This window comes from Streptomyces sp. NPDC020742 (assembly GCF_040641675.1).
Taxonomy (GTDB): Bacteria; Actinomycetota; Actinomycetes; order Streptomycetales; family Streptomycetaceae; genus Streptomyces.
In genome coordinates, this window is sequence record NZ_JBFAEA010000024.1 from 22,792 (window position 1) to 43,160 (window position 20,369).

Genomic DNA, 20,369 nt, shown 5'->3' on the forward strand with positions numbered 1-20,369 from the left:
CCCGGCCCGTCCACCGCCGCGCACGGCCCTGCGCAGGGCCGCCCGGCCCGCCGCCCGGCTCCGCGCCGCCCACCGAGGGCCCCACCGGCGCCGCTGCGCCCCTGTCGGCGGCCGTACGGGGCCCGGACGCCCCGGACGCCGCCCCGGCCCCGTACGGCCGCGGTGACGCCCCGCGCGGGGGCCGTGGACCCGCCGCGCCGCGGGAGGGGGACCTCCGGTCGGGCGCCCGGGGGCGTGCGGGCATGCGAAAGGCGGCCACCCCTGGAGGGGATGGCCGCCCCGTCATGCCGTGCTGAGGGTCTTACTTGCCCTTGGCGGCTTCCTTGAGCTTGGAGCCCGCGGAGACCTTCACGCTGTAGCCGGCCGGGATCTGGATCGGGTCACCGGTCTGCGGGTTGCGCGCGGTACGAGCGGCACGGTGGGTGCGCTCGAAGGTGAGGAAGCCGGGGATGGTGACCTTCTCGTCGCCCTTGGCGACGACCTCGCCGGTCACCTCGGCGAGGGCAGCCAGAACGGCGTCGGCGTCCTTGCGGGTCACCTCGGCGCGATCGGCCAGAGCGGCCACCAGCTCACTGCGGTTCATGTTTGTACTCCCGTGTTCTTCTTGCCAATGAGGCGTGAGATCGAAGCCGATGCTGCCAGGGTCCTCGGACAGTCTCCGGACCCGGGTCTGGTGCCAGACCCTCTCGCCCGATTACGCATCCTGCCCCTACCTGCGGCGGTAAAGCCAATCCGGCACCCAGGAGGGTCACACGAAAAGCGCCACTGCCTCGTCAGTGGTGACGCTCCGTACCATTCCCGCTCCGGGCCGGCGCCGCAGGGCGGCGGTCGCCCACTGTCCGCCACCCTATGGGCGCCTTACGGACGGCGTGTCCCGCGACGCGCCGTACTCAGACCGCCGTGGCAGCAGTCACAGCCGGTCCGCTGCCCTTGGCCGCCTCACGGACCGCACCGGCCACCGCGCCCGCGACCTTCTCGTTGAAGACGCTGGGGATGATGTAGTTCGGGTTGACCTCGTCCTCCAGGACGACGTCGGCGAGGGCGCGGGCCGCAGCCAGCATCATCTCGGTGTTCACCGTACGGGAGTGGGCGTCCAGGAGGCCGCGGAAGACGCCGGGGAACACCAGGACGTTGTTGATCTGGTTCGGGAAGTCCGAGCGGCCGGTGGCCACGACGGCCGCGGTCTGCCGGGCGATGGCCGGGTCGACCTCGGGGTCGGGATTGGCGAGTGCGAACACGATCGCACCGTCGGCCATCTTCGCGACGTCCTCGCCGTCCAGCACGTTCGGGGCGGAGACGCCGATGAAGACGTCCGCGCCGACCACGGCCTCCTTGAGGGTGCCGGTGACGCCCTCGGGGTTGGTGTTGTCGGCGATCCAGCGCAGCGCCGAGTCGGGGTCGGCGTCGACCAGGTCCGTACGGCCGGCGTGCACCACACCGTGGATGTCGGCGACCACGGCGTGCCCGAGACCGGCCGCGATCAGCAGCTTGAGGATGGCGGTGCCGGCCGCACCGGCGCCGGACATCACGACCCGGACGTCCTCGATCTTCTTGCCGACGACCCGCAGCGCGTTGGTGAGGGCGGCGAGCACCACGATGGCGGTGCCGTGCTGGTCGTCGTGGAAGACCGGGATGTCCAGGGCCTCGCGCAGCCGCGCCTCGATCTCGAAGCAGCGGGGGGCGGAGATGTCCTCCAGGTTGATGCCTGCGAAGCCGGGCGCGATGGCCTTGACGATCTCCACGATGGCGTCGGTGTCCTGGGTGTCCAGGCACAGCGGCCAGGCGTCGATGCCGGCGAAGCGCTTGAAGAGGGCCGCCTTGCCCTCCATGACGGGCAGCGCGGCCTTGGGGCCGATGTTGCCCAGGCCCAGGACGGCGGAGCCGTCGGTGACCACCGCGACGCTGTTGCGCTTGATGGTCAGCCGGCGGGCGTCCTCGGGGTTGTCGGCGATGGCCTGGCAGACCCGGGCGACGCCGGGGGTGTAGATCATGGACAGGTCGTCGCGGTTGCGGATGGGGTGCTTCGACGACATCTCGATCTTGCCGCCGAGGTGCATCAGGAACGTACGGTCCGAGACCTTGCCGAGCGAGATGCCCTCGATGCCACGGAGCTGCTCGACGATCTCGTTGGCGTGTGCGGTCGAGGTCGCCGCGATGGTGACGTCGATCCGGAGCTTCTCGTGTCCGGACGCCGTGACGTCGAGGCCGGTGACCGAGCCTCCGTGGGACTCGACGGCCGTGGTGAGCTGGGAGACCGCGGTTCCGCTCGCGGGCACCTCCAGCCGGACCGTCATCGAGTAGGAGACGCTGGGCGCCGTTGCCATGGCCGACTTCCTCTGCTTTCACCGTGTCGCTGTGTGTCGCTGCGTGTCACAGCGTTGTGCCGTCCGATCGTCGCACCTACCCCTCGGTACGCGGTAGCCGCGGTGGATTGCGAACCTTGTGTTCACCAGGAGGCGTCGACTTCGGAAAACGCATTCCACCATACGAGAATTGACGGGGTGCGCAAAGAGGCCCACGTCATGTGCTGACGTGGGCCTCTTGACACGCTATGACACCGACCCGCCATGCTCGCCTCGCGGCAAGTGGTCGCTCGTAGCGACGATGGTTGGGCCCGGGGGCTTGGATCGAGCCGGTGCCGTCACCCAGGCTAACAAACCCTCCCCGGAAGGGAATCCCGTCCCGCGGATGGATTTCACCTTCCCCCGTACGGCCCCCGACGCGCACCGGGGCACGGCCCCGGCGCTCAGTCCCGCAGCAGGTCGGGCACCCCGGCCGCGTCCGGCTCGTCGGGCGCGGCGGAGAGCACCGTCAGCTGCTGGGTGGCGCGGGTCAGCGCCACATAGAGCACCCGCAGGCCGGCCGGGGACTCGTCGGCGATCTCGGCCGGCGAGACCACCAGCGTGGCGTCGTACTCCAGGCCCTTGGCCTCCAGAGAGCCCAGCGCCACCACCCGGTCGCCGAGCGGGGCGAGCCAACGGCGGGCCTGCTCCCGGCGGTTCATGGCCACCACCACGCCGACCGTGCCGTCCACCGCGTCCAGCAGCCGCTTCGCCTCGGCGGTGGTGGCCTCGGCCAGCTCCGCGTCACCGGCGGCCGCCGAGCCGTCCCCGGCGAGCGCGAAGCGCGGCCTGAGGCCCGTCGAGCGGACTGCCCGCGGCGACGGCATCCCGGGCATCGCCAGCGCCAGCACCCTGGAGGCGAGTTCGGCGATCTCCGCGGGGTTGCGGTAGTTGACGGTCAGGGTGAAGCGGCGGCGCGGGCGGGTGCCGAGCGCCTCGTCCCGGGCGAGCCCGGCCTCGTCCGGGTCGGACCACGAGGACTGCGCGGGGTCGCCCACGACGGTCCAGGTGGCGTGCCGGCCGCGGCGGCCGACCATCCGCCACTGCATCGGCGTCAGGTCCTGTGCCTCGTCGACGATGACATGGGCGTAGTCGGTGCGCTCCTCCTCCAGCCGGTCGCGCCGGCCGCGCCCACCGCCGGCGCGGTCCACGTAGGTCGTCAGCTCCTCCAGGCCGGTGAGCTGGTCGAGCGGGTCGGCCTCGCGCGGGCGGGCCGGACGCATCGGGGCGCCGAGGATCAGCTGGAGCTCGTCCAGCAGCGCGACGTCGTGCACCGACAGCGGGCCGTGCCCGTCGGCGTCCAACCGGCCCAGGGAGCGGGCCAGTTGGCGCACCTCCCGGGGGTTGAGGACGCGGCGCGCCCAGCGCCCCAGGAGCTTGTCGTCGGCCATCGTGGCGAGCACCCCGCGCGGGGTCAGCTCGGGCCACCAGGCGTCCAGGAAGGCCTGGAAGTCCGGCTCGGTGATGAGGTCCTCGTCGAAGCCCGCACGGGCCTCGGCGGCGAGTTCCGGGTCGGTGTAGCGGCGGCCGGCGCCCGACTTGGCCCACAGGGCGTCCAGGATCAGCCGCCGGGCGCGCGGGCGCAGCAGGTTGACCGGGGCGGTGCCGCCCAGGGCCGACTGGCGGATGGCGTGCAGCTCGTCGGCGTCCAGTTCGAGCCGGGTGCCGAAGGCGACGACCCGCAGCCGGGCGGGTGCGGTGGCGGGCCGGCGGCCCCGGGAGCGGGTACGGCGGCCGGCGGCTGCGGGGGGTGCGGCGGGCGCCTCGAAGAGGTCCTCCAGGGACAGCTGGGCGTCCGCCCCGGTGGCCGGGCCGGACCCGTCCTCCGGTTCCGCCGGCGGTGCCGCCGGTGCCGCCAGTTCCAGCGCCCCGCGGGCCGCCTTGCGCAGCAGCTTCTGCATCCGCGCGGAGCCCTTGATGCGGGCGACGGCCGGCGGGTCGTACGCGGTGGCCTCGGCGCCGTCGACGAGCGAGCCGAGCGACCGGATGGCGACCTGGCCCTCCTCGCCGAGGGACGGCAGCACGCCCTCGGTGTAGGCGACCAGCAGCGGGGTCGGGGAGACGATCAGGATGCCCCCGGCGTAGCGGCGGCGGTCCTGGTAGAGGAGGTAGGCGGCGCGGTGCAGGGCGACCGCGGTCTTGCCGGTGCCGGGGCCGCCCTCGACCTCGGTGACCGAGGCGGCCGGGGCGCGGATGACCAGGTCCTGTTCGGCCTGGATGGAGGAGACGATGTCCCGCATGGTGTGGCTGCGGGCCCGGCCCAGCGCCGCCATCAGGGCGCCGTCGCCGATCGCCGGCAGCTCCTGGCCGTCCAGGGTCGCGGTGACCTCCGGGCGCATCAGGTCGTCCTCGACGCCCAGGACCCGGCGGCCCTTGGAGCGGATCACCCGCCGGCGGACGACCCGGCCGGGCGCCACCGGGGTGGCGCGGTAGAAGGGGGCGGCGGCCGGCGCCCGCCAGTCGATGACCAGCGGGGAGTAGTCCGCGTCGAGGACGCCGAGACGGCCGATGTGCAGCGTCTCGGCGATCTCGGCGCGGTTGTTCTCGACGACGCCCTCGGCGGGCTCGACGGAGGTGTACGCGCCGTCCGGGCCCTTCTTGCCGTCCTTGCCGAGGAGCAGGTCGATCCGTCCGAAGAGGAAGTCCTCGTACTCGGAGTTCAGCCGGTGGAGGTGGACGCCGGCCTGGAACACCTGGGCGTCCCGCTCGGCCAGCGCGCCGGGCGTGCCGACCTGGCCGCGCTTGGCGGCGTCGTCCATCAGGAACTCCGCCTCGTGGATCTTCTCCTCGAGGCGCCGGTAGACGCGGTCCAGATGCGTCTGCTCGGCCTCGATCTCACGGTCGCGAACGGAATCCGGCGCGTGGTCCGGTGCGTGCGTGGCGTTGTGCGCGGCCACCCAGGCCCCCTTCTGCTGTGCGTAGGGCAGCCGTCAACCGTACGCGAACCGGGCACCGTGCGCACCTGGCCAGCGGGGAAAAATCGGGCAGATTCCACCAGAATCTGCCGGATGTTGATTCAGACCTCCACTTCGGGCGTCTCAGGCCTTGACCGTGGCCAGCCTCTTGCCCTCCAGGGTGCTGATCTCGAAGTGGTCGATGTCGCCGCGGTCCAGGGCCGCGCCGCCCGCCGCGTACAGGGGCTCGCGGTTCCACTTGGCGGGGCTGCCGGGGATGCCGTAGCCGCCCTTGGGCACGGCCCAGGTGGTGACGGTCTGCCGGTGGCCGTCCTTGCCGACCGCGATCAGGCTGCAGCTGAGGGGGCCCTTGACGTTGGCGAGTTCGAGGACGACCTGGGTGCCCCAGGGGCGGGACGCCATGGAGACGCCGGCCGACACCTTGGTGTCCGGGTCGACGGACGTGACCTTCTCGCCCTCGGCGTACTGGGCGCGGACAGCGCTGGCCAGCGGCGGGGCCGCGGGTGCCGGCGGGTCGGCGGCGCCGCCCTTGAGGGAGAGGGCGACCAGCGGGCCGCCGACGATCAGCACCACGGCCGCGGCGACCAGGAACAGCCGGCGGCGGGCGCGCCCGCGGCGGGTGGCGGTGACCTCGCCGAGCAGTCCGTGGAGCAGTCCGGGCCCGGGCACCGCGGTGATCGTCTCCGGGGTGGGTGCGGACGCCTTGAAGTCGGCCAGCACCCGCGGCAGGCCCATCAGCTGTTCCAGCTCGGCCGCACACCAGTCACAGGCGGCCAGATGCACCTCGAACTGCTCCGCGTCGGCGGCGTCCAGGACGCCCAGCGCGTACGCGCCGACGTCGGCGTGCCGGTCCGGCGGCGTGGGCGGGATCACTCCGTTACTCCTCGTTCTTCCAGCGAGAGCTTCAGGGAGCGCAGCGCGTAGAAGACCCGGGACCGTACGGTTCCGGCCGGCACGCGCAGCACCTCCGCTGCCTCGTTGACCGTACGCTCCCTGAAGTACGTCTCCACGAGGGCCTCGCGGTGGGCCTGGCTGAGGTCGCTCAGCGCCTCCGAGATCGTCATCATGCGCAGCGCCCGGTCGATGACGTCGGCCGCCGGCATGGTCTCCAGAGGGGTCGCGTCGACCTCCTGGGGTCTGGCCTTCCGGCTCCGGTGCCCGTCGATCACGATCCGCCGGGCGACCGTCACCAGCCAGGGACGGATCGATCCGGTGGCCCGCTGCAACTGGTCGGCGTTGCGCCAGGCGCGCACCAACGTCTCCTGCACCACGTCCTCCGCGCGGTGCCGGTCTCCCGCCACCAGTCGCAGGACGAAAGCGAGGAGCGGGCCCGCATGCTCGTCATAGAGGGCTCGCATGAGCTCCTCGTCAGGTGTCGTCCTGTCTGCCACGACGGCATCCTTACGCACTCCAACTCCCGGGTCGATAGCCCGGATCACCCAAGATCGCCGGGGGCCTGGCCATGAATCGGACTTGCGGTGAGGAGTACGGACGGGACGGGCGGGATACTCAGCTGCCGGCAGAAATATTTTTCCCCGGCGCCGAGTTGGCCGGCGCGGAGGTGGGGCCGGCGGGTGCGGGAGCGGGCGCGGCCTGCGCGGATGCCGGGGTGGAGGCGGATGCGGTGGGCGCGGAGGTGGGGCCGGCGGGTGCGGAAGCCCGTACGGCCGGTGCCGGTGGGACGGGCGCCGGTGCGGACGGCACGGCAACGGGTGGGGAAGACGGCGCGGAGGCGGGCGCGTCCGGTGCGGGCGCCGGATGGCCCCCGTCGGCCCGCTCGTCGGCCCCCTCGTCGGCCCCCTCGCGCACGATCCGCCGGCGGTGCCGCGCCACCCGCTCGCGGTTGCCGCACACCTCGCTGGAGCACCAGCGGCGGCGCCGGCCGCGCGAGGTGTCCAGATAGACCAGCGAGCAGTTCCCGGCCGCACACTGCCGCAGCAGGCCACGGGCCACCGGATCGGTCAGCAGCGCCACCGCGTCCCGGGCCACCGCGGCCAGCAGCCCGGCACAGTCGGGCGGTTCGGACAGCACCCGGGCCAGGGCGCCGTCGGCACCGCGTACCGCACCCGGGGCGGGCGGCCGGCCGGAGCGGGCGGCGGAGTTGAGCCGCGCCAGGTCCTCGTCGGCCGCCCGGCCGTCCAGTTCGTCGTGCACCACCCGGTGCAGCAGGTCGCGCAGTGCCCGGAAACGGGGCACCCACCGGCCGTCGAGGCCGTCCAGCGGTGTGCCGTGCGGCACCAGCCCGGCGCCCGCCAGCCAGGCCGCCAACTGCTCGGGGCCGGTGAGCCGTTCGGCGGGCACCCCGCCGGCCGTGGCCACCAGGTCCAGGCAGATCCGGCCGCAGTCGAACCGCAGGTCGCAAGGCGCCGTCATGTGCCTGTCACTCCTTAGGAACCCGACACGTGTGCTCCCAGGGTGCCCGGCGCACCGTCCGGCCGGAACCCTCCGGAGGCGGCCACTCCCGCCCCCGGGGCCGCGCACCCGACCCTGCCCCGGCACGTGGAGACGCGCAGCGGGCCCTGCGCGTGGACAGCTGAGGCACCTCCCGGTGCGCCTGCCGCGGCGCGCGTCAGCCACCACACCTGCGGCGCAGGGCGCACCGGGTCGCGCCGGACCGCGTCAGATCGGGCCGGCCGCACCCAGCCGCACCGGCCCCTACCAGGCCTCAGGCGCCCCCGTACTTGTCGGTGTCCGCATGTGGGTCCAGTGCCAGCCGGTACCCCCGTTTGACGACCGTCTGGATCAGCTTGGGGGTGCCCAGCGCCACCCGCAGCCGGGCCATCGCGGTCTCCACCGCGTGCTCGTCCCGGCCCGCGCCCGGCAGGACCCGCAGCAGCTCGGCGCGGGAGACCACCCAGCCGGGGCGGCGGGCCAGCGCCCGCAGCAGCGCCATCCCGGCCGGCGGCACCGGCCGCAGCTCCCCGTCCACCACGACGGCGTGCCCGCGGATCTCCAGCCACCGCCCGGCCACCGGCAACGGCCGTACTCGGCCCGGCAGTTCCCGGCACAGCAGCTGCACCAGCGGTCCGAGCCGGAACCGCTCCGGTTGCAGGGTCGGCACGTCCTCCGCCTCCAGCGGCAGCGCGGTGACCGGTCCCACACACACCGGCAGCACCTCCGTACGCAGCGCGGCCAGCAGCGCCTCGCGGATCCCGCGCTCCCCGGCACGGCGCAGCAGCGAGGCGGCGGCCGGTGCGCTGGTGAAGGTCACCGCGTCCAGGCCGCCCGCGACGGTCGCGTCCAGCAGCCGGTCGACCGGCCCCAGGTCCTCCGGCGGCATCCAGCGGTAGACCGGGACCCCGACGACCTCGGCGCCGCCGGCCCGCAGCGCCTCCACGAACCCCGGCAGCGGCTCCCCGTGCAGTTGCAGGGCGATCCGGCGCCCGGCGACGCCCTCCGCCAGCAGCCGGTCAAGCACCTCGGCCATCGATTCGGAGGCCGGTGACCACTTCTCGGTCAGCCCGGCGGCCCGGATGGCGCCCCGCACCTTCGGTCCCCGGGCCAGCAACTCCACCCCGGTCAGCCGGTCCAGCAGGTCCTCCCCCAGCCCCCAGCCCTCCGCGGCCTCGACCCAGCCGCGGAAACCGATGGCGGTGGTGGCCACCACGACGTCCGGCGGGTGCCCTATCAGGTCCCGGGTCACCGCGAGGAGTTCGGTGTCGTCCGGCAGCGGGACGATGCGCAGCGCCGGCGCGTGCAGCACCGCCGCACCGCGCCGCTCCAGCAGCGCTCCCAGCTCCTCCGCCCGCCGGGCCGCGGTCACCCCGACGGTGAACCCGTCCAACGGCCGGACCGCCCGCTCCGCCCCCGGTTCCGTCCGGTCCCGCCCCGCCCGCTCCTGCGCTTGCTCCTGCTGCCGATCGTGCATGTGGTCCCGCTCCGCCCAGGGTGGTTGTGCTGCGTGCGGCGCACCGCCGCCGCGGCTCGGACGGCACAGCGCGCCAAGTGTCCAGGGTGCCAACACCACGTGACAGGCCTGGTCCTCCAGTATTTCCCCGCTGTTACGACGGGGCACGGGGCGGCCGGTCGAGCAGCCCCGCCCCGTTCAGCGCGGCCGGGTGCGGGCGCCACCGCCCGCGCCCCGCCGCGCAGCCGGGTGCAGGGGCGCCACCCCGCGCCCCGCCGCCTCACACCTCCGCGTGGACCCGGCCCCGCGGCCCGTCGGTGGCCGGCTCGGCCACGCCTTCGCCCGCCGCACGCCGCCCCCGCGCCCCGGGCCGCAGGTATACGGCCCAGGTCACCGCGCCGCACACCGCATAGGCGGCCAGGAACGAGACGAACGCTGGGGTGCCCGAGCCGGTCGTCAGGAAGGACTGCCGGAAGGCCAGGTTGATGGCCAGCCCGCCGAGCGCGCCCACCGCCCCGATCAGCCCCATCGCCGCGCCGGACAGCCGCCGCCCGTGGGCCGCCGCGGCCTCCCCCTCCAGGCCGCGGCGCACCGCCTGGGCCTGGAAGATCCCCGGGATCATCTTGTACGTGGAGCCGTTGCCGAGCCCCGACAGCGCGAACAGCGCGATGAACCCGCACAGGAACACCGGCAGCGACCGCACCGCCGAGGCCTGGATCACCACACCGGTGGCCAGGGCCATCGCCGCGAAGTTCCCCAGGGTGATCCGGGCTCCGCCGAACCGGTCCGCCAGCCGCCCGCCGACTGGCCGCACCAGCGACCCCAGCAGCGGCCCGATGAAGGTCAGCGACGCGGCCTGGAGGGGGGTACGGGCGAACTGGCCCTGCAGCACCAGCCCGAAGGCGAAGCTGTAGCCGATGAACGAGCCGAAGGTGCCGATGTACAGCAGCGACATCACCCAGGTGTGCGGCTGCCGGGCGGCGTCCAGGGCCGCGCCGGTGTCGTTGGTGACGGGCGCGAGGTTGTCCATGAACAGGGCCGCGAGCACCGCGGCGAGCACGATCAGCGGCACATAGACGGCCAGCACGATCCGCGGGTGGCCGGCCCCGGCGGTGCCGATCACCAGCAGCCCCAGCAGCTGGATCACCGGCACCCCGATGTTGCCGCCGCCGGCGTTCAGCCCCAGCGCGTACCCCTTCTTCCGCAGCGGGAAGAAGGCGTTGATGTTCGTCATCGACGAGGCGAAGTTCCCGCCACCGACCCCGGCGACCGTCGCCACCAGCAGGAACGTGCCGTACGAGGTCCCTGGGTGCATCACGGCCGCGGCCGCCGCGACCGGCAGCAGCAGCAACAGCGCGCTGACCACCGTCCAGTTGCGGCCCCCGAACACCGCCACCGCGAAGGTGTAGGGCACCCGCAGCACCCCGCCCACCAGGGTCGGCACCGCCACCAGGAAGAACTTCCCGGCCGGGTCGATGCCGTACTCCGGCCCCATGAACAGCACCATCACCGACCACAGGCTCCACACGGAGAACCCGATGTGCTCGCAGAGCACCGAGAGCGCCAGGTTCCGCCGCGCGGTCCGCTCACCGGTCTCCCGCCAGAACCCCTCGTCCTCGGGGTCCCACCGCTCGATCCACCGCCCCCCGCGCCGGGTCCGGCCACCGGCCGGGGTGCCGCCGGGACTGTCACTACGGGTGCCTGTCGCGGCCTCGGCCGTCATCGCGCCTCCCAGGAGTCGGGTCGTCGGACGCGACGCTAGGGACGGCAGATTTCCTCCGCCGTGGCGAGAGGTGACCTCCGCGCAACCGTGCGCTCACGGGGCGGGCCGCGGGGTGGTGAGGCACGCCGCAGGGGGCGCGGACCGGCCCTCCGCCCCACCGCGGCGGATCTCCGCGCCCCTACCTCGCAGTCGCGGAGTGTCACTACGGTGTGCCCGTACGTACACCCGTCCCCGTAGCCGCACCCGTACATCTCGCGAGTACGGGCGTACTCAGGGTCATGCGCGCCGACGCAGGGGGAGTGGAGGGCCATGCCACCGCGAGCGAAACCCAAGAACAAGAACCGGCACTCCGCCGCCATGGAAGTCATCGGCACCCAGCTGGCGCTGTTCCGCATCAACGCGGGCTTAACCCAGCGCGCCCTCAGCGAACGCAGCACCGCGTCCGAGGAGACCATCGCCTCCATCGAGCAGGGCAGACGCGCCCTGCTGCCCCACCTGGCAGGCGAGTTCGACCAACTGCTGGGCACCGGAGGGGCGTTGGCGGCGGGCGTGGCAAAGCTGCCGGCGCGCGACAAGTACCCGGTCTGGGCGGAGGAGTTCATCGGCTTCGAGCAGCTGGCCGTCTCACTCTGTTCGTACGAGCACGGTGTCGTTCCCGGTCTGCTCCAGACCGAGGACTACGCGCGAGCGACCTTCCGCAGCACGGTCCCGCACCTCAGCGAGGGGGAGGTCGAGAAGCGCCTCGCGGCGAGACTGGAGCGCCAGGAGCTGCTGCACAAGCAGCCACCCGTCGCCGCCAGCTTCGTCCTCTCCGAGGCGGTGGCGCGAAGCAACCTCGGGGGCCGACACGTCATGCGCGACCAGCTCGCCCATCTGCGGAGCTGCGCGGAGCTGCCCGGAGTGGCGATCCAGATCCTGCCGCTGAACCGCGAGACGCACGCCGGACTTGCCGGGCCATTCGTCCTGCTGGAGACCGTCGAACACCACCATCTGGCCTACACCGAGGCACAGCGCAGCAGCGAGCTGACCGACGACCCCAACGAGGTCAGCGTCCTCTCCCAGAAGTAGGGAATGCTGCGGATGCAGGCCCTCAACGCCGAAGAGACCTTGGGCCTGTTGGACCGGCTGCTAGGAGAGCGATGACCGACCTGACGTGGTTCAAGTCCAGCCACAGCGGCAGCGAGGGCGGCAACTGCCTCGAAGTCGCCTACCAATGGCGTAAGTCCAGTTACAGCAGCGAAGAAGGCGGCAACTGCGTGGAGGTCGCCTACCCCTGGCACAAGTCCAGCCACAGCAGCGAGGAGGGCGGCGCCTGCGTCGAGGTCGCCGCGCACCCCTCCACCGTCCACGTCCGCGACTCCAAGGACCCCGAGGGCCCGCACCTCGACTTCTCGCCGGGCGCCTGGGCCTCGTTCACCTCGTACGCCGCCGGTACCGCGGCCGCCACGGCGGCCCCGTAACGCAGAGCCGCCCGGCCGCCTCCCGCGCCGGGCGCCTCCGTAGCGCGGCCGGGCAGGCGTCCCCTCGCCCGACCCCGCAGCCCGGCCGTCAGCCGTGCACGCTCATCGCCCGCGCATCCGCCTCCGGGAGCCACCAGGCGCACGCGGGCGGCGACAACCACCCGTCCCGGGCGCCCAGTTCGCGTGCCACCGTGCGCAGCGACGCCAGCCCCGGATGCGCCAGCCCCCGCCGCCACACCATCGACACCGGCGACAGCGGTACCGGGTCCACCAGCGGCCGCAGCACCATCCCCGGCACCTCGATGAACTCCACGCTCGCCAGCACCGACCACCCCCGCTTCCGCACCACCCGCACGAACTCCTGCGCCCCCTCGATCTCCGGGAACGGCTCGGCCATCGCGATACCGCGCCCGGCGAAGAGCCGCGCCGCCAGCTCCGTCCACTCCGCCGTGCGCGGATTGCCGGCCGCCGCGTAGAGCGTCTCGCCCGCCAGCTCCGCCAGCGGCACCTCCGGCCGCGCCGCCAGCGGATGGTCCGCGCGCAGCAGCACCGCCATCGGCTCCAGCCGGACCGGCTGATGCGCCAGGCCGGCCCGGACCGCCGGCGGCAGGCCCGCGAACCGCCCGAAGGAGACGTCCAGCCGCCCGTCCAGCAGCTCCGCCGCCGCCCCGGTCAACCCGCTGTGGAAGCGGGCCACCAGCTCGCAGCTGTCCGGCAGCGCGCCCCGGGCCGCCTCCAGCACCCGGTGCGCGGTGCCCACCGGGGCGGCCACATCGACCAGCAGCGGACGTTCCGGCACCGGCCGGAGGGCCGCGGTCAGCTCCTCGTGCGCGGCCAGCACCCGCCGGGCGTACGGCAGCAGCCGCGCACCGTCCTCGGTGAGCGCCACCTGGCGGGTGGTCCGTAGGAACAGCGCGGCGCCCACCTCCCGCTCCAGCCGCCGGATGTCCCGGCTCAGCGCCTGCTGCGCCACGTACAGCCGGGCCGCGGCGCGGGTGAAGTGCAGCTCCTCGGCGACGGCGGTGAACGCCCGGAGCAGGCGGGGATCGATATCGGACGGCATCGGGCCATCCTGGCAGCGCCCACCCGCCCCGCGCCCCGGTTTCCGCCGCCCTCGACGACCCGCTATCAGAGATTCACAACACAGGTGCGTGAATGGCCTCTCACCAGGTGTTGGACCGCCGCTGGGGCGCGCCACGACCGTAGAGGCATGATCCTCTTCCTCGCCGCCCGGCCGGTCGCCTCCCCCGCTCCGGTACGCCCCGCCCCGCGCCGCCGCTTCCGCCTGCCGGCCCCCTACGGCCGGATCTTCGCCGTCCCCGGCACCCGCGCCTTCACCGCAGCAAACCTGCTGGCCCGCCTGCCGATGGGGATGTTCAGCGTCAGCGCGGTCCTGATGATCGCCGGCTCGCGCGGCTCCTACGCCCTGGCCGGCGCGGTCACCGCGACCGGGCTGGCCGCCACGGCGCTGGCCGGGCCGTGGACCGCACGGCTGATCGACCGCCACGGCCAGGCCCGCACCGCGGTCCCGGCCACCGTGATCGCCGCGCTCGGCTCCCTCTCCCTGCTGCTGTGCGTGCGCTACGGGGCGCCCAACTGGACCCTCTTCGCCTCGTACGCCGCCACCGCCACCACGCCCAACACCGGCGGGATGTCCCGCGCCCGCTGGGCACACCTCTTCCGCGACGACCCGGCCGCCCGGCACACCGCCAACTCCTTCGAACAGGCCGCGGACGAACTGTGCTTCCTGCTCGGCCCGCTGCTCGCGACCCTGCTGTGCACCACGCTCTTCCCCGAGGCCGGTACGGCGGTGGCCGCGGCGCTGCTGCTGACCGGGATGCTGCTCTTCGCCGCCCAGCGCCGCACCGAACCCCCGGCCGCCGGGCGGGCGACGGCCGGCTCCGGGGACCCCTCCCCGCTGTGCCTGCCCGGCTTCCGCCCCCTCCTGCTCACCTTCCTCGCCACCGGCGCGATCTTCGGCTCCCTGGAGGTGGTCACCCTCGCGTACGCCGATGACCAGGGCATACGCTCCGCCGCGGGCGCGATGCTGGCCCTTCAGGCGGCCGGGTCCTGCGCGGCCGGCCTGCTCCACGGGCTGCTGCGCCCCGCGGTCCGCCCCGCGCACCGCTTCGTCGTCTGCGTGGGCGCGATGGCCGCCCTGATGCTGCTGCCCCCGTTCGCCGCGGCCACCGGCGGCCCGGCGGCGCTGGCCGCCGCCCTCCTGGCGGCCGGTATGACCACCGCGCCAACCATGGTCACCGGCATGGCGCTGGTCCAGTCCCGCACCCCGGCAGCGCGGCTGAACGAGGGGATGACGCTCGCCGTGACGGCGCTGCTGGGCGGTATCGGGGCCGGCTCGGCGGCCGGCGGCTGGGCGGCGGACCACCTGGCCGGACCCGCCGCCGCGTACGGGGTCCCCGCCACGGCCGCCGCCCTGGCGCTGGCCGTCGCCTGGTCGGCGCGCCACGCCCACTGAGACGCCCGGACCCACCGGAAGCGCGGACCCACGGAGGCCCGGACCCACGAAAAAGCCGGCGCCCCCGCGAGAAACTCGCGAGGGCGCCGGCCTACATGGGATGAGTGGAGATGGCGGGAATCGAACCCGCGTCCAACGGTGCGGAAAGAGGGCTTCTCCGTGTGCAGTTCGCTGCGCTTTTCTCAGCCCCGGAGATCACGCGAACAAGTCTCCGACGGGCTCAGTCACTGTGAGATGTCTCCACCGGGCCCCGTGACCGGGCTCAGTGGATAAGACCCCTAGCTGATGCCAGGATCCGGGTCGGGATCATCCCCGGGCTGACACTTCGCAGGTCGCTACTTAGGCAGCGAGGGCGAAGGAATCGCGCTTGGTGTTGGCGATTATTGGTTTCGGCATATGGTTTACGAGATCATTGCCGCTTCCTCGACACGCTTCCCCTGTTTCGACATCCGCTGTCGAAACCGATCATCCCCATGTTGTTTTTTCAATGCGGTCCGAGGCCGGTCTCCCGGTCCGTACCGCGCTGGGCACCCTCTGTGGGGTGCTCCGCCATCGTACGTGAACAACGGGCGCGGATTCCACTGTTATTCCCGCGCCGCCCCCGCAGCTCAGGCCCACTGCCGGCGGCGAACCGCGGAGATCGCCCGGTCCGCTTCCCGGCGGTCCTGCTGCTCCCGGAGCGTCTGCCGCTTGTCGTACTCCTTCTTGCCCTTGGCCAGCGCGATCTCGACCTTGGCCCGGCCGTCCTTGAAGTACAGCGCCAGCGGGACGATCGTGTGCCCCGTCTCCTGGCTCTTGGACTCCAGCTTGTCGATCTCCACGCGGTGCATCAGCAGCTTCCGCTTGCGCCGGGCGGCGTGGTTGGTCCAGGTGCCCTGCGCGTACTCCGGAATGTGTACGTTGTGCAGCCAGGCTTCATTGCCGTCGATCTGGACGAAGCCGTCCACCAGCGACGCCCGGCCCTGACGCAGCGACTTCACCTCGGTGCCGGTCAGCACCAGACCGCACTCGTAGGTGTCCAGGATGTGGTAGTCGTGCCGCGCCTTCTTGTGCTGCGCCACGAGCTTGCGCCCGGGGTTCTTGTCCTTGCCCTTGTCCTTAGCCATAGTGCGGCCATTTTCGCACTACGAGCCCACCCCGAGGCCACTCAATACTGTGCGGGCCCGCCGCTCGGCATGCCGCCCGACGACCAGGTCGGGGGTGATGCCGGCGCCGTCGACGGTGTGGCCGCCGGGCGTGCGGTAGTGGCCGACGGTCAGCTCGGCGACCGAACCGTCCGGCAACCGGGTGGGCATCTGCACCGAGCCCTTGCCGAACGTCGGGGAGCCCACCACCACCGCCCGGCCGCGGTCCTGGAGCGCGCCGGACAGCAGCTCCGCGGCGCTCATCGTGCCGCCGTCGACCAGCACCACCAGCGGCAGCCGGGTGTTCCCACCGTGCTCGGCGTACAGGGCGCGCTGACCGCCCCGGTAGTCATAGGAGGCGACCAGCCCGCCGTCCAGGAACACGGAGGCGGTGGCGACCGCTTCGGTGACCAGGCCACCGGTGTTGCCCCGCAGGTCGAGCAGCAACCCGTCGCTGCCGGAGGCGCGGCGCACCGCCCGGCGGACCGCCGCGCCGGTGCCCTCGCCGAAGGAGGTGACCTTGACGCGGACCGGGCCGTGCGGTCCGTCCGGATGGTCGGTGACGACGTTGTGGGTCCGCAGCCGGATGCGGTGCAGGGTCGTGCTCCAGCGGTGGCCGTCCCGCTGGAGGCCGAGCCGTACCGGGGTGCCGGCGCCGGCGGCCGGTGCCCGCGAGCCGCCGGGGGCCGCACCGCGCAGCGCGGCGACGATCTCGGTGACCGGCCGGCTGCGGGTGGTCCGGCCGTCGATGCTGCGCAGCCGGTCGCCGACCGCGATACCGGCCCGCGCGGCGGGGCTGCCGGGCTGCACCCGGGACACCTCGGTCCGGCCGTCCGCCGGCTGCCGCACCCACAGGCCGACACCGACGTAGCCGCCGTCCAAACCCGCCTGGAAGTCCTCGAACTCACGGGGTGTGTAGATCGCCGACCAGCGGTCCCCGCTGCGGCTGACGACGTCGGCGGCGGCCTGCGAACCGGACTTGCCGTCCTCGACGGCCTCGGCGGCGGCCCGCTCGACGGCCGCCCGGTCGGCGGTGGCGGACTCCCGGCCGTGCCCCCGGAGTTCCGAACCGCCCGCGGCGGAACGGCCGGCGGCACCCTCCGCCCGGTCGCTCCAGGTGCCGGTCACCGCGCCGGTGGCCAGCACACTCACCAGGAACAACGTCAGGGCCGCCCCGCGGCGAATGCGGCGGGGCCGGTCGTACGAACACGGGCCCGACATGCCGGTGAGTCTAGGGGACAAAAGGGCGCCGTACGGTGTGTTGTCCGTACGGCGCCCCTTGGCAAAGCTCACACCTTGAGGTACTTGCGCAGCGCGAAGAACGCGGCGAGCGCGGGCATCAACAGCCCGATCAGCAGCACCAACGGAAGGACCGCGGCCACCGAGTCCCAGCCGATGAAGTTGACCACCTGGATCTTCTTCGCCAGCCAGTTGTTGATGAGGGCGTACTTGCCGCCGATGAGCAGCACACAGGCGAACGCGGCGCCCAGCAGCCCCGCGATGGCGGCCTCCAGGATGAACGGCATCTGGATGTAGAAGCTGGACGCTCCCACCAGCCGCATGATCCCGGTCTCCCGCCGCCGGCTGAACGCCGACACCCGGACGGTGTTGACGATCAGCATCAGCGCAACGACGAGCATCAGCGCCATCACGACTATCGCGGCGATGTTCATGCCGTTGAGGAGGTTGAACAGCGGCTCAACGGTGTCCCGTTGGTCCTGCACCTCCTGGACGCCGGGCCGCTCGGAGAACGCCGACTTGATGACGGTGAACTTCGTGGGGTCCTTGAGCTTGACGCGGAAGGACTCCGGCAGCTGGTCGGGCGTCACCAGCCCGGCGACGGGGGTGTCGCCGAACTGCTCCTTGTAGTGCTTGTAGGCCTGGTCGCTGGACTCGTACTGCACGTTCGAAACGATCGGCAGCCGGTTCAGCTCGGCCTTGATGTCGTCCTTCTGCTGCTGGGTGGCGGCACCCTTGGCGCAGTTGGCGCCGGTCTCGGCGTCGTTCTTGTTGCAGAAGAAGATGGAGACGTTGACCTTGTCGTACCAGTAGCCCTTCATCGTGCTGACCTGGTCGCGCATCAACAGTGAGGCGCCGAACAGGCCCAGCGAGAGGGCGACGGAGACGATCACCGCGAAGGTCATCGTGAGGTTTCGGCGGAGACCGACGCCGATCTCCGACAGGACGAACTGGGCGCGCATGGCGTCCTTTCAGTGCTGGTAGCCGTACACGCCGCGCGACTGGTCGCGTACGAGCCGGCCCTTTTCGAGTTCCATGACCCGCTTGCGCATCTGGTCGACGATCTGCTGGTCGTGGGTGGCCATGACCACCGTCGTACCGGTCCGGTTGATCCGGTCCAGCAGCTTCATGATGCCGACCGAGGTCTGCGGGTCGAGGTTGCCGGTGGGCTCGTCCGCGATGAGCAGCATCGGGCGGTTGACGAAGGCCCGGGCGATGGCGACACGCTGCTGCTCACCACCGGAGAGCTCGCCCGGCATCCGGTCCTCCTTGCCGCCGAGGCCGACGAGTTCGAGGACCTCGGGGACCGTCTTGCGGATCTGACCGCGCGGCTTGCCGATGACCTCGAGGGCGAAGGCGACGTTCTCCCCGACGGTCTTGTTGGGGAGCAGTCGGAAGTCCTGGAAGACCGTGCCCACCTGGCGCCGCATCTGCGGAACCTTCCAGTTGGAGAGCTTCCCGAGGTCCTTGCCGAGTACGTGCACATGGCCATGGCTGGCCCGCTCCTCGCGCAGCAGCAGCCGCAGGAAGGTGGACTTGCCGGAGCCCGATGAGCCCACCAGGAAGACGAACTCACCGCGCTCGATCTCGAGCGAGACATCCCTGAGTGCGGGCCGGTTCTGCTTCGGGTAGGTCTTGGAGACGTTGTCGAATCGGATCACTGATGCACCACGGTCGACCTGGATAGCGGCACGGGTTGCCGAGTTGCGGCTCCCGTCGGTGTGCGTGACCATACGCGAACCTCGTGGGGCGGTGCAGTCGGCGGACGGACTGGGTGCGTTTATTCACGGCACCTTTGGGACAAAAAGCCGCACAATCCCGCGGGGCGCGCCGTTCCGAGCCGGAGCTGGCACAGTGGAGGAGGGAACCGATGCGCCTTCCGGTGCGTTGGTGCAGTGGAGAAGGAGGTCGCATGACGTACGACCGACTGGTGTGCGCCAACTGCGCGGCCCCTGTGAGCGAGGGCCGCTGCCCTGTGTGCCGGGCGAGCAGAGAACGGCTCCAGCAGCAAGCGGGCGGTATCTTCGCCCAGCTCAGCCCCGCCATGCTGCTGGCTTTGATGATCGTGCTGGTCGCGGTCGGGCTGCTGCTGCACCAGACCGTCTGACAGCGCCGGGATCATCACGGAGCGTGCAAGACACCGCTCCGTGCGTAGTGGACGCCGTACACAGCGCACCTGGGCTGCGCCGGATAACGCCGAGGGCCCGGGACGCCATGGCGTCCCGGGCCCCACGTGGTGCTACATCAGCGCTTAGGCCGCTGCTGCGCCGCCGTTCTTGTTGATCAGGCGGGGCAGCATACGGAAGCCCACACCGCCGGCGATCATCGTGGCCGCACCGATGAGCAGGAAGGTGGTGCCGGACGAACCGGTCTCCGCCAGCTCGCCGCCCTTGGCCTGCTGCTTGGCCTGGCCGGGCGTGTCACCGATCTGCTCCTTGCCCTTGCCGGGCTGCTCGACCGGCTTGGAGCCCTCGTTGTCGGTGCCGGTGCCGGTGGAGTCGCCGGAGGTGTTGCCCCCGTTGTCACCGCCGGTCTGGCCGCCGTTGCCGCCGCCGGTCTGGCCGCCGTTGTCACCACCGGTCTGACCGCCGTTGTCACCACCGGTCTGACCGCCGTTGTCACCGCCCGTCTGGCCACCGTTGCCGCCACCGGTCTGGCCACCGTTCTGACCGCCGGTCTGACCGCCGTTGTCACCGCCGGTCTGGCCACCGTTCTCGCCACCGGTCTGGCCGGCGTTCTCGCCGCCCGTCTGGCCGGCGTTCTCGCCACCGGTCTGACCGGCGTTCTCGCCACCGGTCTGACCGGCGTTCTCGCCGCCCGTCTGGCCGGCGTTCTCGCCACCAGTCTGGGCGCCGCTGTCGCCACCGGTCTGACCGCCGCTGATCTCGCCGCCGGACTGGCCGCCGTCGGTGCCACCGATCTCGCCGCCGACCTGGCCGGCGGACTCGCCGCCGGTGGTGGTGCCGGCAGTGTCGCCACCGGTGGTGTCGCCGCCGGAGTCACCGCCGCCGATGATCCCGCCGATGATGCCGCCGATGATCCCGCCGTCCTGGCCGCCGGTCTCACCCAGGCTGGCCGCGGAGGCAACACCGGTCGCGGTGAGCGACGCACCCGCCGCGATCACCGCACCGGCCGCAATGCGCGCAACGCGCACTCGCGTCTTCTTCGTCATGTACTGCTACCCCCAGTAGCTGAACTCGTCAATGGAGCACCGTTGCAGGGGCCGCGAGCCGATGGGGGTGG

The 20,369-nt window shown here is 72.6% G+C and carries 17 protein-coding genes, 1 other RNA gene and 1 pseudogene; 4 read left to right on the top strand and 15 right to left on the bottom strand.

The window, feature by feature from the left end; translation table 11 throughout:
• Window positions 1–301: 301 nt before the first annotated feature.
• The 8 genes and pseudogenes from AB0G84_RS29490 to AB0G84_RS29525 form a co-directional block, all read right to left on the bottom strand.
• Window positions 302–583 (bottom strand): HU family DNA-binding protein, encoded by a 282-nt coding sequence (locus AB0G84_RS29490; RefSeq protein ID WP_006605312.1) that lies wholly within the window; start codon window positions 581–583, stop codon window positions 302–304.
• Between the two features lie 307 nt (window positions 584–890).
• Entirely contained in the window at window positions 891–2,324 is a 1,434-nt protein-coding gene (locus AB0G84_RS29495) for an NAD-dependent malic enzyme (RefSeq protein WP_361327300.1), read from the bottom strand.
• 422 nt (window positions 2,325–2,746) lie between these two features.
• A complete protein-coding gene (locus tag AB0G84_RS29500; protein WP_361327303.1) occupies window positions 2,747–5,239 on the bottom strand; it encodes a UvrD-helicase domain-containing protein in 2,493 nt (830 codons plus the stop codon).
• A 141-nt stretch (window positions 5,240–5,380) separates the two neighbouring features.
• Window positions 5,381–6,130 carry a zf-HC2 domain-containing protein gene (locus AB0G84_RS29505; protein WP_361327306.1) on the bottom strand — a complete coding sequence of 250 codons (750 nt, stop codon included), beginning with the start codon at window positions 6,128–6,130 and terminating at the stop codon, window positions 5,381–5,383.
• On the bottom strand, window positions 6,127–6,648 hold the full coding sequence (locus AB0G84_RS29510) for a sigma-70 family RNA polymerase sigma factor (RefSeq protein WP_361327309.1): 522 nt from the start codon (window positions 6,646–6,648) through the stop codon (window positions 6,127–6,129). The genes AB0G84_RS29505 and AB0G84_RS29510 overlap by 4 nt, the downstream gene beginning before the upstream one ends.
• 421 nt (window positions 6,649–7,069) lie before the next feature.
• Window positions 7,070–7,630 (bottom strand): annotated as a pseudogene (locus tag AB0G84_RS29515) (ABATE domain-containing protein); the annotation flags it as partial.
• 292 nt (window positions 7,631–7,922) lie between these two features.
• A complete protein-coding gene (locus AB0G84_RS29520) occupies window positions 7,923–9,125 on the bottom strand; it encodes a uroporphyrinogen-III synthase (RefSeq protein ID WP_361327312.1) in 1,203 nt (400 codons plus the stop codon).
• Window positions 9,126–9,384: 259 nt separating this feature from the next.
• Window positions 9,385–10,827 (bottom strand): nitrate/nitrite transporter, encoded by a 1,443-nt coding sequence (locus AB0G84_RS29525; RefSeq protein ID WP_361327315.1) that lies wholly within the window; start codon window positions 10,825–10,827, stop codon window positions 9,385–9,387.
• A 309-nt stretch (window positions 10,828–11,136) separates the two neighbouring features.
• Here AB0G84_RS29525 and AB0G84_RS29530 point away from each other — a divergent pair, with 309 nt between their 5' ends.
• Window positions 11,137–11,895, top strand: a complete 759-nt coding sequence (locus AB0G84_RS29530) for a helix-turn-helix transcriptional regulator (RefSeq protein ID WP_361327318.1) — start codon at window positions 11,137–11,139, stop codon at window positions 11,893–11,895.
• A 71-nt stretch (window positions 11,896–11,966) separates the two neighbouring features.
• On the top strand, window positions 11,967–12,287 hold the full coding sequence (locus AB0G84_RS29535) for a DUF397 domain-containing protein (protein WP_361327321.1): 321 nt from the start codon (window positions 11,967–11,969) through the stop codon (window positions 12,285–12,287).
• 88 nt (window positions 12,288–12,375) lie between these two features.
• On the opposite strand, the gene AB0G84_RS29540 is transcribed toward AB0G84_RS29535, so the two are convergent.
• Window positions 12,376–13,350, bottom strand: a complete 975-nt coding sequence (locus tag AB0G84_RS29540) for a LysR family transcriptional regulator (protein WP_361327324.1) — start codon at window positions 13,348–13,350, stop codon at window positions 12,376–12,378.
• A gap of 147 nt (window positions 13,351–13,497) precedes the next feature.
• On the opposite strand from AB0G84_RS29540, the gene AB0G84_RS29545 reads away from it, so the two are divergent.
• Window positions 13,498–14,763: an MFS transporter gene (locus tag AB0G84_RS29545; RefSeq protein ID WP_361327327.1), complete on the top strand. Its 1,266-nt coding sequence runs from the start codon at window positions 13,498–13,500 to the stop codon at window positions 14,761–14,763.
• A gap of 102 nt (window positions 14,764–14,865) precedes the next feature.
• On the opposite strand, the gene ssrA is transcribed toward AB0G84_RS29545, so the two are convergent.
• The 5 genes from ssrA to ftsE all read right to left on the bottom strand — a co-directional run bounded on the left by ssrA (window position 14,866) and on the right by ftsE (window position 18,787).
• Window positions 14,866–15,236: a transfer-messenger RNA gene (ssrA, locus tag AB0G84_RS29550) on the bottom strand.
• Between the two features lie 135 nt (window positions 15,237–15,371).
• A complete protein-coding gene (gene smpB, locus AB0G84_RS29555; RefSeq protein ID WP_361327330.1) occupies window positions 15,372–15,869 on the bottom strand; it encodes an SsrA-binding protein SmpB in 498 nt (165 codons plus the stop codon).
• 18 nt (window positions 15,870–15,887) lie between these two features.
• Entirely contained in the window at window positions 15,888–17,108 is a 1,221-nt protein-coding gene (locus AB0G84_RS29560; protein ID WP_361327333.1) for a S41 family peptidase, read from the bottom strand.
• A gap of 68 nt (window positions 17,109–17,176) precedes the next feature.
• A complete protein-coding gene (gene ftsX / locus AB0G84_RS29565; protein ID WP_361327336.1) occupies window positions 17,177–18,088 on the bottom strand; it encodes a permease-like cell division protein FtsX in 912 nt (303 codons plus the stop codon).
• Window positions 18,089–18,097: 9 nt separating this feature from the next.
• Window positions 18,098–18,787, bottom strand: a complete 690-nt coding sequence (gene ftsE, locus AB0G84_RS29570; RefSeq protein WP_018091242.1) for a cell division ATP-binding protein FtsE — start codon at window positions 18,785–18,787, stop codon at window positions 18,098–18,100.
• Between the two features lie 251 nt (window positions 18,788–19,038).
• Here ftsE and AB0G84_RS29575 point away from each other — a divergent pair, with 251 nt between their 5' ends.
• Window positions 19,039–19,233, top strand: a complete 195-nt coding sequence (locus AB0G84_RS29575) for a hypothetical protein (protein WP_361327340.1) — start codon at window positions 19,039–19,041, stop codon at window positions 19,231–19,233.
• Between the two features lie 144 nt (window positions 19,234–19,377).
• On the opposite strand, the gene AB0G84_RS29580 is transcribed toward AB0G84_RS29575, so the two are convergent.
• Window positions 19,378–20,298: a hypothetical protein gene (locus tag AB0G84_RS29580; protein ID WP_361327343.1), complete on the bottom strand. Its 921-nt coding sequence runs from the start codon at window positions 20,296–20,298 to the stop codon at window positions 19,378–19,380.
• Between the last annotated feature and the right edge of the window lie 71 nt (window positions 20,299–20,369).

Coding starts and splice junctions, on each gene's coding strand:
- AB0G84_RS29490 (WP_006605312.1), bottom strand. CDS start 583: ATGAACCGCAGTGAGCTGGTGGCCGCTCTGGCCGATCGCGCCGAGGTG.
- AB0G84_RS29495 (WP_361327300.1), bottom strand. CDS start 2,324: ATGGCAACGGCGCCCAGCGTCTCCTACTCGATGACGGTCCGGCTGGAG.
- AB0G84_RS29520 (WP_361327312.1), bottom strand. CDS start 9,125: ATGCACGATCGGCAGCAGGAGCAAGCGCAGGAGCGGGCGGGGCGGGAC.
- AB0G84_RS29525 (WP_361327315.1), bottom strand. CDS start 10,827: ATGACGGCCGAGGCCGCGACAGGCACCCGTAGTGACAGTCCCGGCGGC.
- AB0G84_RS29530 (WP_361327318.1), top strand. CDS start 11,137: ATGCCACCGCGAGCGAAACCCAAGAACAAGAACCGGCACTCCGCCGCC.
- AB0G84_RS29535 (WP_361327321.1), top strand. CDS start 11,967: ATGACCGACCTGACGTGGTTCAAGTCCAGCCACAGCGGCAGCGAGGGC.
- AB0G84_RS29540 (WP_361327324.1), bottom strand. CDS start 13,350: ATGCCGTCCGATATCGATCCCCGCCTGCTCCGGGCGTTCACCGCCGTC.
- AB0G84_RS29545 (WP_361327327.1), top strand. CDS start 13,498: ATGATCCTCTTCCTCGCCGCCCGGCCGGTCGCCTCCCCCGCTCCGGTA.
- smpB (WP_361327330.1), bottom strand. CDS start 15,869: ATGGCTAAGGACAAGGGCAAGGACAAGAACCCCGGGCGCAAGCTCGTG.
- AB0G84_RS29560 (WP_361327333.1), bottom strand. CDS start 17,108: ATGTCGGGCCCGTGTTCGTACGACCGGCCCCGCCGCATTCGCCGCGGG.
- ftsX (WP_361327336.1), bottom strand. CDS start 18,088: ATGCGCGCCCAGTTCGTCCTGTCGGAGATCGGCGTCGGTCTCCGCCGA.
- AB0G84_RS29575 (WP_361327340.1), top strand. CDS start 19,039: ATGACGTACGACCGACTGGTGTGCGCCAACTGCGCGGCCCCTGTGAGC.
- AB0G84_RS29580 (WP_361327343.1), bottom strand. CDS start 20,298: ATGACGAAGAAGACGCGAGTGCGCGTTGCGCGCATTGCGGCCGGTGCG.